The 15,408-nt window shown below is 59.0% G+C and carries 10 protein-coding genes; 2 read left to right on the top strand and 8 right to left on the bottom strand.

What is annotated here, in order from left to right:
- Nucleotides 1-194 precede the first annotated feature (194 nt).
- Complete coding sequence (locus EAH78_RS10280) at nucleotides 195-1,415, bottom strand: aspartate aminotransferase family protein (protein ID WP_140667446.1); 1,221 nt, start codon at nucleotides 1,413-1,415, stop codon at nucleotides 195-197.
- A 286-nt stretch (nucleotides 1,416-1,701) separates the two neighbouring features.
- Here EAH78_RS10280 and EAH78_RS10285 point away from each other — a divergent pair, with 286 nt between their 5' ends.
- The gene (locus EAH78_RS10285; protein ID WP_140667447.1) at nucleotides 1,702-6,567 is read left to right on the top strand and encodes a dermonecrotic toxin domain-containing protein; all 4,866 of its coding nucleotides are present in this window, start codon (nucleotides 1,702-1,704) and stop codon (nucleotides 6,565-6,567) included.
- A 2-nt stretch (nucleotides 6,568-6,569) separates the two neighbouring features.
- On the opposite strand, the gene argR is transcribed toward EAH78_RS10285, so the two are convergent.
- The 7 genes from argR to acs form a co-directional block, all read right to left on the bottom strand.
- A complete protein-coding gene (argR, locus tag EAH78_RS10290) occupies nucleotides 6,570-7,550 on the bottom strand; it encodes a transcriptional regulator ArgR (RefSeq protein WP_027923925.1) in 981 nt (326 codons plus the stop codon).
- A 244-nt stretch (nucleotides 7,551-7,794) separates the two neighbouring features.
- Nucleotides 7,795-8,559, bottom strand: a complete 765-nt coding sequence (locus tag EAH78_RS10295) for an ABC transporter ATP-binding protein (RefSeq protein ID WP_140667448.1) — start codon at nucleotides 8,557-8,559, stop codon at nucleotides 7,795-7,797.
- 27 nt (nucleotides 8,560-8,586) lie between these two features.
- Entirely contained in the window at nucleotides 8,587-9,699 is a 1,113-nt protein-coding gene (locus EAH78_RS10300; RefSeq protein WP_140667449.1) for a M14 family metallopeptidase, read from the bottom strand.
- A 1-nt stretch (nucleotide 9,700) separates the two neighbouring features.
- Nucleotides 9,701-10,399 (bottom strand): ABC transporter permease, encoded by a 699-nt coding sequence (locus EAH78_RS10305; RefSeq protein ID WP_140667450.1) that lies wholly within the window; start codon nucleotides 10,397-10,399, stop codon nucleotides 9,701-9,703.
- The gene (locus tag EAH78_RS10310; RefSeq protein WP_027923922.1) at nucleotides 10,396-11,085 is read right to left on the bottom strand and encodes an ABC transporter permease; all 690 of its coding nucleotides are present in this window, start codon (nucleotides 11,083-11,085) and stop codon (nucleotides 10,396-10,398) included. Before EAH78_RS10310 ends, EAH78_RS10305 begins: the two co-directional genes overlap by 4 nt.
- Before the next feature lie 91 nt (nucleotides 11,086-11,176).
- A complete protein-coding gene (locus EAH78_RS10315) occupies nucleotides 11,177-11,950 on the bottom strand; it encodes an ABC transporter substrate-binding protein (RefSeq protein ID WP_140667451.1) in 774 nt (257 codons plus the stop codon).
- Between the two features lie 680 nt (nucleotides 11,951-12,630).
- On the bottom strand, nucleotides 12,631-14,586 hold the full coding sequence (acs, locus tag EAH78_RS10320; protein ID WP_140667452.1) for an acetate--CoA ligase: 1,956 nt from the start codon (nucleotides 14,584-14,586) through the stop codon (nucleotides 12,631-12,633).
- Between the two features lie 416 nt (nucleotides 14,587-15,002).
- On the opposite strand from acs, the gene EAH78_RS10325 reads away from it, so the two are divergent.
- Nucleotides 15,003-15,266, top strand: coding sequence for a DUF2790 domain-containing protein (locus EAH78_RS10325; protein ID WP_140667453.1), 264 nt, complete (start codon nucleotides 15,003-15,005; stop codon nucleotides 15,264-15,266).
- The last annotated feature ends 142 nt before the right edge of the window (nucleotides 15,267-15,408 follow it).

Raw genomic sequence — 15,408 nt, forward strand, 5'->3', positions numbered from 1 at the left:
AGGAAAATAACCGGATAGTCATTACTAACACTCGGACCAATGTGGGAGCGGGCTTGCTCGCGAAAGCGGTGTATCAGTCGACATTACTGCTGTCTGACCCACCGCTTTCGCGAGCAAGCCCGCTCCCACATTTGATCCGGTCCGGCACATAAAATTAGGTTCGACGCCTGACAGATCAGGCGCCGACGGGTCTATCAGGCTTGCGTCAGCTTTGCAGCAGCACGTTCGAAGCGGTCCAGACCGGCATCGATGTCCGCGTCTTCAACCACCAGGCTCGGCGCGAAACGAATCACGTCCGGGCCGGCTTGCAGAATCATCAAGCCTTCACGTTCGGCGGCGTTGAAGATGTCTTTGGCCTTGCCCTTCCACGCATCGCTCAGCACGCAACCGATCAGCAGGCCCAGGCCACGGACCTGAGTGAACAGGCCGTACTTCTCGCCGATCTGCTCAAGGCGCGCCTTGAACTTGTCGTGCTTGGCATTGACGCCGGCCAGCACTTCAGGGGTGTTGATCACATCAATCACCGCTTCAGCGACAGCACACGCCAGCGGGTTGCCGCCGTAAGTGGTGCCGTGGGTGCCGACGACCAAGTGTTTGGCCAGGTCTTCGGTGGTCAGCATGGCTGCGATCGGGAAACCACCGCCCAGGCTCTTGGCACTGGTCAGGATGTCCGGGGTCACGCCGTAATGCTGGTAGGCGAACAGCTTGCCGCTGCGGCCCATACCGGTTTGCACTTCGTCGAACACCAACAGCGCGTTGTGCTCGGTGCACAGGTCGCGGGCGCCTTGCAGGTAGGCCAGCTCAGCCGGCAACACACCGCCCTCGCCCTGGATCGGCTCCAGCACCACGGCGCAGGTCTTGTCGGAAATGGCCGCTTTCAAAGCCGCCAGATCGTTGTACGGCACGTGGGTGATGCCGGTGATTTTCGGACCGAAACCGTCGGAGTACTTCGACTGGCCACCGACGTTCACGGTGAACAGGGTACGGCCGTGGAAGCTGTTCAGCGCGGCGATGATTTCGTACTTCTCAGTACCGAAACGATCGAAGGCGACGCGACGGGCCAGCTTGAAAGCAGCCTCGTTGGCTTCAGCGCCGGAGTTGCAGAAGAACACGCGCTCGGCAAACGTAGCGTCAATCAGCTTATGGGCCAGGCGCAGGGCCGGCTCATTGGTGAACACGTTGGACACGTGCCACAGCTTGTTCGCCTGCTCGGTCAAGGCACCGACCAGCGCCGGGTGTGCGTGGCCCAATACGTTAACGGCAATCCCGCCGGCGAAGTCGATCAGCTCGCGGCCAGACTGGTCCCAGACGCGGGAACCGGCACCACGCACAGGGATGAAAGCGGCAGGCGCATAGTTGGGAACCATTACCTGGTCGAAATCGGCGCGTTCTACCGCAGCGTGCTCAACGGACATCGGAGTCTCCTGAATAGGAACACTCGCCTGAAACTGGCGAGCGATGGGGGGATTGTAAGGACAGTTTTCAGCCCGGCCTTGCCGCCAAGCGACAACTTCTTATAGCGCAAAACCCGGATTCAACCGGGTTTACGGCAATGCGACATATAGGGTCGCAAAGGCGCAGTTTAAACCGCCGGCACAGGTTATAGGCAGGCTTGTCGAGCGGTGCGGTAAATATGTACCGCACCAGACCCGTCATCGTCTGTTTTGCTGGTGACTCATCCAAACGCTAAGGGAATAGCGCATGAGTCGACACGAAAATGATCGCCCTTCTAACACTGCCGGCAATGAATCCGCCACGCAGCCGGACGATCACTACCATCACCTGTTCAACAATCTGCCGACCTGGGTACTGGAAGCCTCGCCCGCCACGCGCGACGCCCTCAAAAACGCCTCGCCTGCCACGCCGCGCTGGCCCGGCACCGCGACATCCCTGCAACACCAGTCGCTGAAAAAGCTCGGACAGGACCACTGGACCCAGCGAAATCGCCTGGACTCAACCCTGTCCAAGCTGCAAAGCGCACGCGACTTCGCCGAACCACTTCTGACCGCGGCGCTGAAAACCCGGTTTGATCTGGAACTGGACGTCAACACCACGTTCCTGCGCCTGTACATCCCGCAAACCGTGCCCTGGTTCGGAGTCAGGACGGGCGCCGCGCGCACCTGGACGGTTTCGCTGCTCGACGCCGCCCTGCATAACTTCCAGGAATCGGAAGTGGCGGCTGATGCTTACGAATCGGCCTCGACGTTCATTACTACACCCTCACCTGCAGGGCAGTTCGATACGCTGCCAGCGATTAAACAGAAATTGACCGTCGCCGCCTTTGCGCGGCTGTGCCGGGACCTGGACATCGGCGCCCGGTACAACACGTACCTCAAAGACAATCTGGGGTTGACCAACGCGGTCGCCGGCGCAGTGTTGAAATCGAAAGTGATCGGCTCGCACAAAACGGCACTCAAAGCAGCGTTGCAAATGGCTCACCTGCGCAAGGACATTCCAGAGGACGCCTATCACTCGATCCTGCGCCTTGCAGAAGGACGTTCAGGTGCGCGACTCAATGGCCAACCCCTGTACGGCCATGACCTGAGCATCATGTCCTCCCCCCTGACCGGCATTGTCATTTTCGCAGCGAGCCTGGAGCGCGCGCGCAAAGGCACGCGGATCATCGCCTACATTCCCGACGATCCCGAACATCCGCTCAAGGAATACCCGAACACCCTGGCGTTCATGAACGAGCTGACCCGCAAGCTGCGTGCCCCGGCTTACCAGACGTTCTTCAGCCGTTTCGTCGAGCACAAGGAAAGGGGGCATTTTTTCGCTGATCTCAACCACCGCCTCCAGCGCGTGACCTGGCATCAGTGCACGCGTGGCGACCCGCTGCCGAGCTGGCGTGAAACGCCCATCGACAGGCCCGATCTGCGGTTTTCGATGACGCCGTTCAGCGCGAACCTGTGGAATCATCTTTATCAGCGACAACTGAACAAGATCCTCAACGACGCCAGCACGCTGGCCGTCTCCACCGCCTCTGCCGACCGAAATGCGCGCTGGGCGTTGTGGGATGCCTTCAGCAAAGTGGCTTCAACGCTCCTTGAAATCGCATCGTTCGTGGCGTTGCCGTTCGTCCCGTTTCTCGGCGAATTAATGCTGGGTTATATGGCCTACCAGCTACTCGACGACACCTTCGAAGGCATCGTAGACCTGGCTGAAGGGTTTAAAACCGAAGCGTTCGGACATCTGATCACCTTCGTCGAGACCGTGGTTCAGGTGGGCACGTTCGTGGTGGGTGGCGCAATCGCTGCCGGTACCTTCAGCCGTCTGCTCTCGCGTGAAGCTGTCGCGCTGGTCGACCCACTCAAACCCGTCGCAACGTCAAAAGGAAAAACCCGTTACTGGAAGCCGGACCTGACAGCGTACGAGCAAGCACAGACGCTGCCCCCAGGCGCAAAACCCGATCAACTTGGCCTTTATCACCTTGAGGGTAAAAAGCTGCTGCCTTTGGAGGGGAAACTGTATTGCGTGAAACCCGATGGCACTTCGGGCGCGTTTCAGATTGAGCATCCAACCCGGGCCGATGCGTATCAGCCATCGCTGCTGCACAACCATCACGGGGCCTGGCACACCGAGCTGGAGCAACCACTGAACTGGGATCGGGAAACGGTCATGCGCCGTCTCGGCCAAAGCGTCGAGTCTTTCAGCAGCGCCGAGCGCGAACAGATCTTGCGGGTCAGCGGCTTCCACGACAATGCCGTGCGCGAAATGCATGTCGAACATTATCGACCGCCATCGCTGCTGACCGACACGATCAAGCGCTTCAGGATCAACCGGGACATTGAAACCTTTATCGAGCAGATCGGCAGCGATCAACCCGAGCGCTATCGAAACGCCGATGCGACCCTGCAGCATCAACTGCTGAGTAGCTACGACGGCTGGCCCGTCGACACGCCAATGACGACACCGGAAGTCCAAACGCCGGCCTTCAGGCAACAGAGCGCCGAACTCGCCCTCAAGTACCGCAAATCACTGTTCGATTTGCGCTATCGCGCACTGGAAAAAACCGATGAACCACGCGCCCAACGACTGATCGACGACGTGCAGGGGTTACCCGCCGATATCGCCCAGGAACTGGTGAGCAATGCCTCCGGCACCGAATTAAAGCAGCTGCACAACGGCCGCACGCCCCAACGACTCAGGGACGCGGCGCTCAAAGCCATGGAAGCGGTGCGCGCGACCCGAGCCAGTGAAGGCTTTTATTCCGACACGCTGGACACCACCGACACCCACCGACTGACCTTGCAAAGCCTGAACTCGCTGCCCGATTTACCAGCCGAGTTGCGTATCGAAGTGAGGGATTACGCTGCCGAGGGGACGGTGCGCGACAGCATTGGCCAGCCCGATGCTCCCACTCACAAAACACTGGTTCGCGCTGAAGACGGGACTTACCAGGTTCACCCAGACAACGATTCGACGCCTGGTGATTTTTATCACGCCCTGTTCCAGGCGCTGCCGGATGTGCAACGCAACAAGCTGAACCCGTCGATCGCAGACGCCCGGGCACTTAAACAGCGCATCGCCGAACACGCGCTGGAACAACCGGCATTACGCACACTGTTCGCAAAAAACCCTAATCGAAAACCGTACTACGACCCCACCACCATGCGCCTGCCCGGTGGCACGCAGGGCTACAGCCGAATGAACCGCGAGACACCCACCCTCAACAACCGTGTTCGCGAGGTTTACCCCGACCTGCCTCAGGAGGAAATGCAGTCCGTTGTTCAGGCATTGCAGCTTCACCCCGATGGCGCCCGAGTAGAACTTTCACGCTTAAACAGGGAATTGGTCCAACTGCATCAGGGGCTGCGCACCTGGGCCGATGACGCCCCCACTGTTCATCCTGAAACCGGACGCCCGCTCACTGAACTGGATCAACAAGCGGAGAGAAATAATCGCCGATTGCTGGCTCAGGAAATCCAGCGCAGCTGGCGGCGACAGTCCGACCGGGATTTCGACACACCGGAAGGGGTGACCCAATATGTGCTCAGGTTTGCAGAGCCGATCCTCGGCGACTTGCCTTCACTGAATGCGGACTTCAGCCATGTGTCGCGGTTGTCCCTGGAAGGCACGCGTAGCGCGCAGGGCATTTCCGCGTTTCTAAGGGGCTTCAGCGGACTGCGCCGCCTGGAGTTGCGCCGATTTTCCCTGACCACCCTCCCCGACGCCATCAGCCGAATGCCCGACCTTCACGCCTTGGTCTTGAGCGATTGCGGCATCCGGGTCGACGCCGCCACCTGGTCGAAGCTGGCGTCACTGAACAAACTGGCCATGCTGGACCTTTACAAAAATCCGTTTGAAATCGTCCCTCGCATCGACTCGATGAAGGAGCTGGTTCACCTTGATCTAAGCGATACCAACCTGACCGATATTCCGACCGGCGCCCTGCAACATCCAAAACTCGACACTCTGCTGCTGATGAACAACAAGATCAGTGAATTGCCTGTCGAGTTGTTCGAGAGTTCGCTGTACGACAAGCGCGGCCTGCACCTTACGCACAACCCGATTTCCAACCACTCATGGCAACTCGTCAAACAACATCACTTCGATAGCGCCTACGACATGGGGATCTATGCCCCCGAGGCGGATATTGATCGCGTCAGAACGCTGTACCCGGGCATGGAAGTGGAGCAAGCGAGCGAGTTCGTCTACGAATTGCCAGGGACCCTGGAGATTGGCCGCACGTATCTGACGCGCCTTGAAGAAGAGCTCACCCAACTGAAAAATGATTTGTCCGCGTGGACGGCCGACGTTCCGGACAGGCACCCAGTGACGGGCGAACCGTTCAGCGCCGACCAGCTCGCTGCCGAGCAAGCCAACCGTGACGAACTCAAGCAGGCGCTTGAGAAGTGCTGGCAGCGTGAATCTGAACTGGATGATTTCAACGACGCACTTGAGCCGACGTTCGAACTCACGGTTCGCCAGGTCATCAATGGCGAGCTACCCGCAATGAGTGCAGACTTCAGTCATGTTTCCGCGCTGGAGATCCACAGTGCCGAGGGTGCAACACGACTCGGGCGTTTCCTCGAGTCCTTTCACAACCTCAAAAGCCTGAGGCTGCGCGAGTGCGACCTCGGCGACATCCCCGATGCGGTGTTCAAGATGGGGCGCCTGCGCTCGCTGTCGCTCCCCCATTGCCGGGTCAGCCTGTCCGCGAAGACGGCAAGTGCATTGGCGGGAATGGAGCAGCTGGATTTCCTCGACCTGAGCTTCAACCCGCTGGAGCGCACGCCTGATCTGAGTCAGATGCCGGACCTGTCGACCGTGCTGCTCAATGACACCGGCATCACTGGCATACCCGACGGCCTGCTTCGGCTGACGGGTCTGGACTGGGCCGACCTGAGCATGAATGCGATTACCGAGGTGCCCAGCGACCTGCTGGAAATGCCGGTGGATATTGCTGAAAACATCACCTTGAGAGGCAATCCGTTTTCGCAGGAAAGCCTTGCGCGACTGGTCCGCTACTTTGAACTGACCCGTGCGGATTTTGGCGTGGATGAGGTCATCAACCAAGGTGAGATGCAGGTTTCGACCTCAGAGGGTTCCGAGATCGACGAGTAACATCAGCCGCGTTCGGACGGCACCGACGACAGCTCGAACGGACTGCTGCTACGTCGCTGGTTGCGATCTTCCCGCGGCGTGGCACCGAAGAAGTTGCGGTAGGCGCTGGAGAAATGCGGCCCCGAGGAGAAACCACACGACAGGCCGATCTGGATGATCGACTTGCTGGTTTGCATCAACATCTGCCGGGCCTTGTTCAGGCGCAGTTCCAGGTAGTACTGGCTCGGCACGCGGTTGAGGTATTGCTTGAAGATCCGCTCCAGCTGTCGACGAGACACGCACACGTGCTGGGCGATTTCGTCGGTGGTCAGCGGCTCTTCGATGTTGGCTTCCATCAGCAACACCGCTTGGGTGAGCTTCGGATGGCTGGAGCCGAGGCGGTTTTGCAGCGGGATACGTTGACGCTCCCCGCCTTCGCGGATGCGCTCGACCACAAGCTCTTCAGAAACTGCGCCAGCGAGTTCGGCGCCGTGATCACGAGCCAGTACCGCCAACAACAGATCGAGTACCGACAGCCCGCCGCACGCGGTCAGTCGATCGCGATCCCAATCGAACAGGTGACTGGTGGCGATGACTTTAGGGAAACGTTCGGTGAAGTCGTCCTGCCAGCGCCAGTGCACGGCAGCGCGATAACCGTCGAGCAAACCCAGTTGCGCCAATGGATACACACCCGCTGACAAACCACCAATCACGCAACCCGACCGCACCAGTTGTTTCAACGCACTGCTGAGCGCCGGCGCCAGCGTGGTCGGCGGCTCATCGGCGAGCAAAAACAGCTTCTGGAAGTTTTCGAGCTTGCCGGCCCACGGCTCACCCGGCAATTGCCAGGCGCCTTCGGTCGGCGGTTCGGCCTGCAAAAACGACAGTTCGTAAACCACGTCAGGGTGCACACGCTGGGCAACACGCAAGGCCTCCTCAGCCAGCGCAAGCGTCAGTGCTTTAGTGCTGGGCCAAATCAGGAAACCAATTCGATGGGCAGTCATGGCGGGCAATCCGAAACGAAAACAGTGATGAAGGCATGGGCCAATGCTAGCCCGTAAATGAACGCATATCTCGAAACCTGCAGCGATCTAAATGTGGGAGCGGGCTTGCTCGCGAATGCGGTGTGTCATTCACCAATGATGTCGACTGACACGGCCCCTTCGCGAGCAAGCCCGCTCCTACAGGGGATCGGGGCCAGCCTCTAAATTGCGAAGCATGCACTATCCCGGTGCGTAACGGGAGCGATTACTTCAGGCTACCCGAGAGGAATTGTTGCAGCCGTTCGGACTGTGGATTGACCAGGACCTCACGCGGGTTGCCAGTTTCTTCGACGATACCTTTGTGCAGGAACACCAACTGGTTCGACACTTCACGGGCAAAGCCCATTTCGTGCGTGACCACCACCATGGTCCGGCCTTCCTGGGCCAGGGCCTGCATGACTTTCAGCACGTCACCGACCAGTTCGGGGTCGAGTGCCGAGGTCGGTTCGTCGAACAGCATCACCTCAGGCTCCATCGCCAGCGCACGGGCAATCGCCACACGCTGTTGCTCGCCGCCGGACATGTGGCCCGGGTAAGCGTCCTTGCGATGACCGACGCCGACCTTGTTCAGGTAGTGCTCGGCCTTTTCACGGGCTTCGGCCTTGGACATGCCCAGCACGTGGACCGGCGCTTCCATGATGTTTTCAAGTGCGGTCATGTGCGACCACAGGTTGAAATGCTGGAACACCATCGACAGGCGCGAACGCATGCGTTGCAGCTGTTTCGGGTCGGCCGCCTTCAGCGCGCCGTCCTTGTTGGCGACCAGTTTCAGCTCTTCGTTGTTGAGCAGAATCCTGCCTGCGTGCGGCTGCTCCAGCAGGTTGATGCAGCGCAGGAAGGTACTTTTGCCGGAGCCACTGGAGCCGATGATGCTGATCACATCGCCAGCCGCCGCTTTCAGGGACACGCCCTTGAGCACTTCGTGACTGCCATAGCGTTTATGCAGGTCTTGGACTTCAAGTTTGTACATGCGGTCGGTTCTCACAAAAACAGTCAGTCAGTCGTTGAGCAAGCGCCCGTGACGCAGCGCTTCGCGCCCCGCCACCTTGGCCAGCCAGAAACCGGGTTGGGCATAACGCAGCCGTTCAATGGCAAACAGCACCCCGGACGTACCAGCACACACCGTGCTGACCCGATCCGACAACGGATCGATCACTTCAAAAATCTCATCACCGGCTTCGATCCACTCACCGGGTTTACGCAGAAAACTCACCACACCGGGGTGCGGTGCAAACAGCAATTCAGTGCCTTCGAACGGCAAGCCTTCGCACGCTTCATGCGCAGGTTTTGGCCATTCGCCGCTGATCAGGCCTTGCTCGGCGAGAAACGCCAGAATGCCTTCAGCGTGCGCCTCAGACTCAAGACGACCGGTATCCGCCTGACCACCTAATTCAATGGTAGTCGCCAGACACGCCAGCGGAATCTGTGCATCCGGGAACAGACGCGCCAGACGCAACCACGGCAGCGAGCACGCTTCATCGAAGGAACTGCCGCCGGAATCTTCCGCCAGCAGACCGACCCGCACATTCAGGTGCGCGGCCAACGAACGCCACTGCGGCCAGTGTTGCGGCAAGGCGTACATGTGCAGCGCCGCTTCGGCGTCGCAGTGCAAGTCCAGCACCACATCGGCGGTGCAAGCGTGGCTGAGCAAGACGCGCTGCATGCCTTGCAACTGACTCGCGGCCGGTGGCAATGCGGCGAGCGCATCGCTCATGGCCTGGCGGATCAGCTGGATATTGGCGTGTGGATCATCGCCCAGGCGCCCTTCCAGCTCAGCGGCCACAGGCGCACTCAGCTCGACGAAATCGCGGTTGAAGTTCTTACCGCTGCCTGCTTCGAAACGTCCTTGGTGATTGCCCTGCAGCAATTGACCGAGGCCCAGCGGATTAGCCACCGGCACCAGTTCGATCACGCCGTTGAGCAGGCCTTGGGCTTCGAGCTCGGTCAGGCGCTTTTTCAGCTCCCAGGCCGTGCGCATCCCCGGCAGTTCGTCGGCGTGCAGGCTGGCCTGAATGTAGGCCTTGCGCTCACCGCTACCGAAACGGAACACCGAAATCTGGCGTTCGCTGCCCAGGTGACTCCACGGCAATACGTGATCGATGCGTTCCATATCAGTGCTTCCGCGGGGCCAGGTAGCCCAGCCAGCGGCGCTCGGCCAGTTTGAACAGTTTCACCAGGATGAACGTCAGGCACAGGTAGAACACGCCGGCGGTGATGTAGGCTTCGAACGGCAGGTAGAACTGCGCGTTGACCGTGCGCGCGGCACCGGTGATGTCGATCAGGGTCACGATGGACGCCAGACTGGTGGTCTGCAGCATCATGATCACTTCGTTGCTGTACTGCGGCAGCGCCCGGCGCAGGGCCGATGGCAGCAGGATGCGCTTGTACATCTTGTAGCGCGACATGCCCATCGCCTTGGCGGCTTCGATCTCGCCGTTCGGCGTGGCCCGCAGGCTGCCGGCGATGATTTCAGCGGTGTAGGCGCTGGTGTTGATCGCAAAGGCCAGGCACGCACAGAACGTTGCGCTGGACAGCCACGGCCAGAGGAAGCTTTCACGTACCGCTTCGAATTGCGCCAAGCCGTAGTAGATCAAGAACAGCTGCACCAGCATCGGCGTGCCGCGGATCACGTACGTGTAGAGCCAGGCGCTCATGTTGACGGCGGCGTTCTTCGAGACGCGCATCAAGCCCAGTGGCAAGGCGCACAGCAGGCCGAAAAACAGCGACAGCGCGAGCAATTTGAGGGTAGTTACCAAGCCGCCGAGGTACAGCGGCAAGGCCTCCCAAATGACGTTGTAGTCGAAGATCATAGATCAGCCGCCCTTACGCCTACCGAGTAGCGCTTCTCAAGGTGACGCAATGCCAGCAACGAGACACTGGTGATCACCAGGTACATCGCCGCCACTGCGAGGAAGAAGGTGAAAGGCTCGCGGGTGGCGTCTGCCGCCTGCTTGGCCTTGAACATCATGTCTTGCAGGCCCACCACCGAAATCAGCGCGGTCGCCTTGGTCAGTACCAGCCAGTTGTTGGTGAAACCCGGAATCGCCAGGCGAATCATCTGCGGCACCAACACCCGGAAGAACACCTGAAAACTGCTCATGCCATACGCCATGCCGGCTTCTGCCTGCCCCTTCGGGATCGCCATGAAGGCGCCGCGGAAGGTTTCCGACAGGTACGCACCGAAGATGAAACCGAGGGTGCCAATACCGGCGGCCAACGGGTTCAGGTCGATGTAGTCGTTAAAGCCCAGCAGCGGTGCGACGCGGTTGAGCAAGTCCTGGCCGCCGTAGAAAATCAGCAGGATCAGCACCAGATCGGGAATACCGCGGATCACCGTGGAATACAGATCGCCCAGCCAGGCCAGCCAGCGAATCGGCGACAGACGCAGCGCAACGCCGATCAGCCCCAGAACGATGGCCAGGACCATGGACGACAAGGCGAGCTGAAGCGTCAGCCATGCGCCATCGAGGATGACAGCCCCGTAGCCTTTCAACATGATTCAGGTCCTCGAAAGTTGGGATGAAAAAATGGCGCAAACCTCAGAGATCCTGTTGCTTGCGCCATTTCGGACTTGTCGCCGCAGCGTATTACTTGCCGTAGATATCGAAGGCGAAGTACTTGTCCTGGATTTGCTTGTACTTGCCGTTCTCACGAATGGCGGCGATCGCGGTGTTGATCTGGTCTTTCAGCGCGTCGCCCTTGCGAACAGCGATACCCACGCCGTCGCCGAAGTATTTGACGTCGGTGAACGCCGGGCCAACGAAGGCGAAGCCTTTGCCAGCGTCGGTTTTCAGGAAACCGTCATCCAGCAGCGTAGCGTCTGCCACGGTGCCGTCGAGGCGGCCGGCGGCCACGTCGAGGTAAATTTCGTTCTGCGAACCGTACGGCTTGATCTCGGCACCCAGCGGGGCCAGGACTTCGCGGGCGAAACGCTCGTGGATCGAACCACGTTGCACGCCAATGTTCTTGCCCTTGAGCTCAGTCAGGCCTTCGCTGACTTGAGTGCCAGCCTTCATGACCAGGCGAGCCGGGGTGTTGTAGTACTTGTTGGTGAAGTCGACAGACTTCTTGCGGTCTTCAGTGATCGACATGGACGACAGGATCGCGTCGATCTTGCGCACTTTCAGTGCCGGGATCAGACCGTCGAACTCTTGCTCGACCCACACGCACTTGACCTTCATTTCTTCGCACAGTGCGTTGCCGATGTCATAGTCGAAACCAACGATGCTGCCGTCCGGTGCTTTGGAAGCGAACGGAGGGTAAGCCGCTTCGATGCCGATTTTCAGAGGCTTTTCATCGGCGAAGGTTGGCAGGGACAGCACGGACAGTGCCAGGGCGCCAAGCAGCACGAGTTTCTTCATCTTGGGACTCCATCGGTAAAGGGCAAAAACGGCAGAGTGAGCGACAGCCCAATATGCGAGTGAGTAGAACGACAAAGCGGTTGCTGCGCCGTAGGAATCGCGTGTGGTTTTCAACACGGCCACCGACGAGCGAGTGATCGGCATTCTAACGACAGGCCCGAAGCCGATATTTCTTCAATGCGACAACTAATTACAGATGCACCGAGAAAGCCGCTTGAGCGCGTTGACAGCCCTGCAAAATCATGCAGGAGCAAAAGACAGTGAACCGATCTACATTGCAAATTGCGGGCCTATTATTGGCAAACCCTTCTAATCCGGCAAGCTTGGCGTTATGTCTTATTTTTCTGGGGGGCTTAGGAGGCGTGGGAATGGGGTTTGGCGTTTCCCAATGCCCCGGATGGGCGTGGGCGGTTACACATTCAGTTACTTGAAGGGTGGTGGGTAACAGTGGGAATCGGCCTACAACTGAAGCCGATAATTATTGGCTGTTGTTTATGGGGTGTCTGACAGGCCGCCTTCGCGAGCAAGCCCGCTCCCACATTTGATTGGGTTACCACGCAGCCCCCTGTGGGAGCGGGCTTGCTCGCGAAGGGGCCGGAACTGCCACCACAAAATCCAGGCAATAAAAAACCCCACCAGGCTCACCACCCGGCAGGGTTTCGTGTCTCAAGACCCGTTACTTAAGCAACATTCATGGTCTTGTGCGTATCAATCAAATGCTGCACCACACCCGGATCTGCCAGGGTCGAGATATCCCCCAACTGGTCATATTCGGCGGTGGCAATCTTGCGCAGAATCCGGCGCATGATCTTGCCCGAACGCGTCTTCGGCAGCCCCGGCGCCCACTGGATCACATCTGGCGAGGCAATCGGACCAATCTCCTTACGCACCCAGTTTTTCAGTTCCAGACGCAACTGCTCGCTCGGCTCTTCGCCATTTTTCAAAGTGACGTAGACATAAATGCCCTGCCCCTTGATGTCATGCGGCACACCGACCACCGCCGCTTCGGCGACTTTCGGGTGCGCAACCATCGCGCTTTCGATCTCGGCAGTGCCCATGCGGTGACCGGACACGTTGAGCACGTCATCCACGCGACCGGTGATCCAGTAGTAACCATCCGCATCACGACGCGCACCGTCACCGGTGAAATACATGCCGCGGAAGGTCTTGAAGTAGGTATCGACGAAACGGTCATGGTCGCCGTACAGAGTACGGGCCTGACCTGGCCACGAATCGAGAATCACCAGGTTGCCCTCGGCAACGCCCTCGATGATGTTACCGAGGTTATCCACCAACGCCGGCACCACACCGAAGAACGGACGTGCCGCCGAACCCGGCTTGAGCGCGTGAGCGCCCGGCAGCGGGCTCATCATGTTGCCGCCGGTTTCGGTCTGCCACCAGGTATCAACGATCGGGCAACGGGACTTGCCGACATTCTTGTAGTACCAATCCCAGGCTTCCGGGTTGATCGGCTCGCCGACCGAACCGAGCAGGCGCAGGCTGCTGCCGTCAGCACCTTCAACCGCCGCCGTGCCCGACGCCATCATTGCGCGGATCGCGGTCGGTGCGGTGTAGAGGATGTTGACCTTATGCTTGTCGACGATCTTCGCCACCCGGGTGATGTCCGGGTAGTTCGGTACGCCTTCGAACAACAGCGTGGTCGCGCCATTGGCCAGCGGGCCGTAGACGATGTAACTGTGACCGGTGACCCAGCCGACGTCGGCGGTGCACCAGAAGATTTCGCCAGGACGGTAGTCGAACACGCGCTCGTGGGTCATCGCCGCGTACAACAGATAGCCGCCGGTGGTGTGCTGCACGCCCTTCGGCTTGCCGGTCGAACCGGAGGTGTAAAGGATGAACAGCGCTTCTTCGGCGCCCATCTCTTTCGGCGCACAGACACTGCCCGCCACTTTCATCAGGTCTTCAAACCAGATGTCGCGATGCTGGTTCCACTTGATGTCGCCACCGGTGCGCTTGCACACGATGACTTTCTGGATGCTGCTGGTTTCCGGGTTGGTCAGCGCGTCGTCGACGTTGGTCTTGAGCGGGATCTTCTTGCCGGCACGAATACCTTCGTCAGCGGTGATCACCACTTTGGATTTGCAGTCGATGATGCGACCGGCCAGGGCTTCCGGCGAGAAACCACCGAACACCACCGAGTGAATCGCGCCGATTCGGGTGCAGGCCAGCATGGCGACCACGGCTTCGGGAATCATCGGCATATAGATAGTCACCACGTCGCCGCGGTGCACATCCTGGCCGCGCAAGGCGTTGGCGAACTTGCAGACTTGTTCGTGCAGCTCGCGGTAGGTGATGTTGCGGCTTTCGGAAGGGTCATCGCCTTCCCAAATGATCGCGATTTGATCGCCGCGCTCAGCCAGATGACGGTCGAGGCAGTTGTAGGAAACGTTCAGGGTGCCGTCGGCGAACCATTTGATGTCGACATGGTGATCGTCGAAAGACGTCTGCTTCACCGTGGTGAAAGGCTTGATCCAGTCGAGGCGCTTGGCTTGCTCGCGCCAGAAGCCGTCCGGGTTGACGACCGACTGCTGGTACATGGCCTTGTAGGTCGCCTCGTCAGTCAGCGTGTTAGCCAGGACCTCGGGACGAACGGGATACAGGGAAGCCGCACTCATCTTTCTTACCTCGGTGGAATAGTTGTTTTTGTATGGCCCCAGTTGTAGCCGGGCCGGGCCTATAGAACCATTCGACGATGGTAGTAACAAGCCCCTACAAAACGTCCTGAAAAGCCCGCAAGGCTCAGCCGGCAAGGCTTACGGTGTCCTATCAGGGACGCCCCGCCTTACTGCAAATGGAGTAGAACCCCCTGTTTCCGTGGATTGTTACGCAATCTGTCAAAGGTGTTTATCAAATCCACGGCTATATGATTGAAACCCCCACGCCTAAAATCTGCCACGCCAACAAGGCAATCTGATTAACCAAGTTGCAGCCCCCACGAAGGCAGTTAATCAAACACTCCGGTACTCAAGCTCCACACGCAACCCCACAAAGGTTGCGTGACCCCACTCGACCTCTAAAAGGTAAATTTGAAATGAAAGCTTTATTAGTTCTGGCCCTCAGCAGCCTGTGCGCAACCGCCATGGCAGACGAGGTCCCGACTGATGTCGCACAGCAACAACCGGTCGTTGAGCAATACACTTACGCCACTCACCTGGACATCGCCAAAGTTGTTTCCATGAGCGAAGTACCTGATGTATGTGGCGTTGTCCCGATGAAAATGGAATACGAAGACTCCAAGGGTCAACGCCATATTCTTAGCTACACCATGATGGGTAACGGCTGCTCCAATGGCTGATCAAGACTGCACCGAATCGGTCAATTCAGCTGAGCGCTGAGGGTCGATTCCAGCCCGGCTTCGGTCGGGCTCAGTTGTGTTTGCAAACGCCGAAAAGCGTTGCGAAACACTAGATGTAGTGAAAAAGCGGCTTTTTGGTTGT

This window comes from Pseudomonas arsenicoxydans, from assembly GCF_006438915.1.
GTDB lineage: Bacteria > Pseudomonadota > Gammaproteobacteria > Pseudomonadales > Pseudomonadaceae > Aquipseudomonas > Aquipseudomonas arsenicoxydans_A.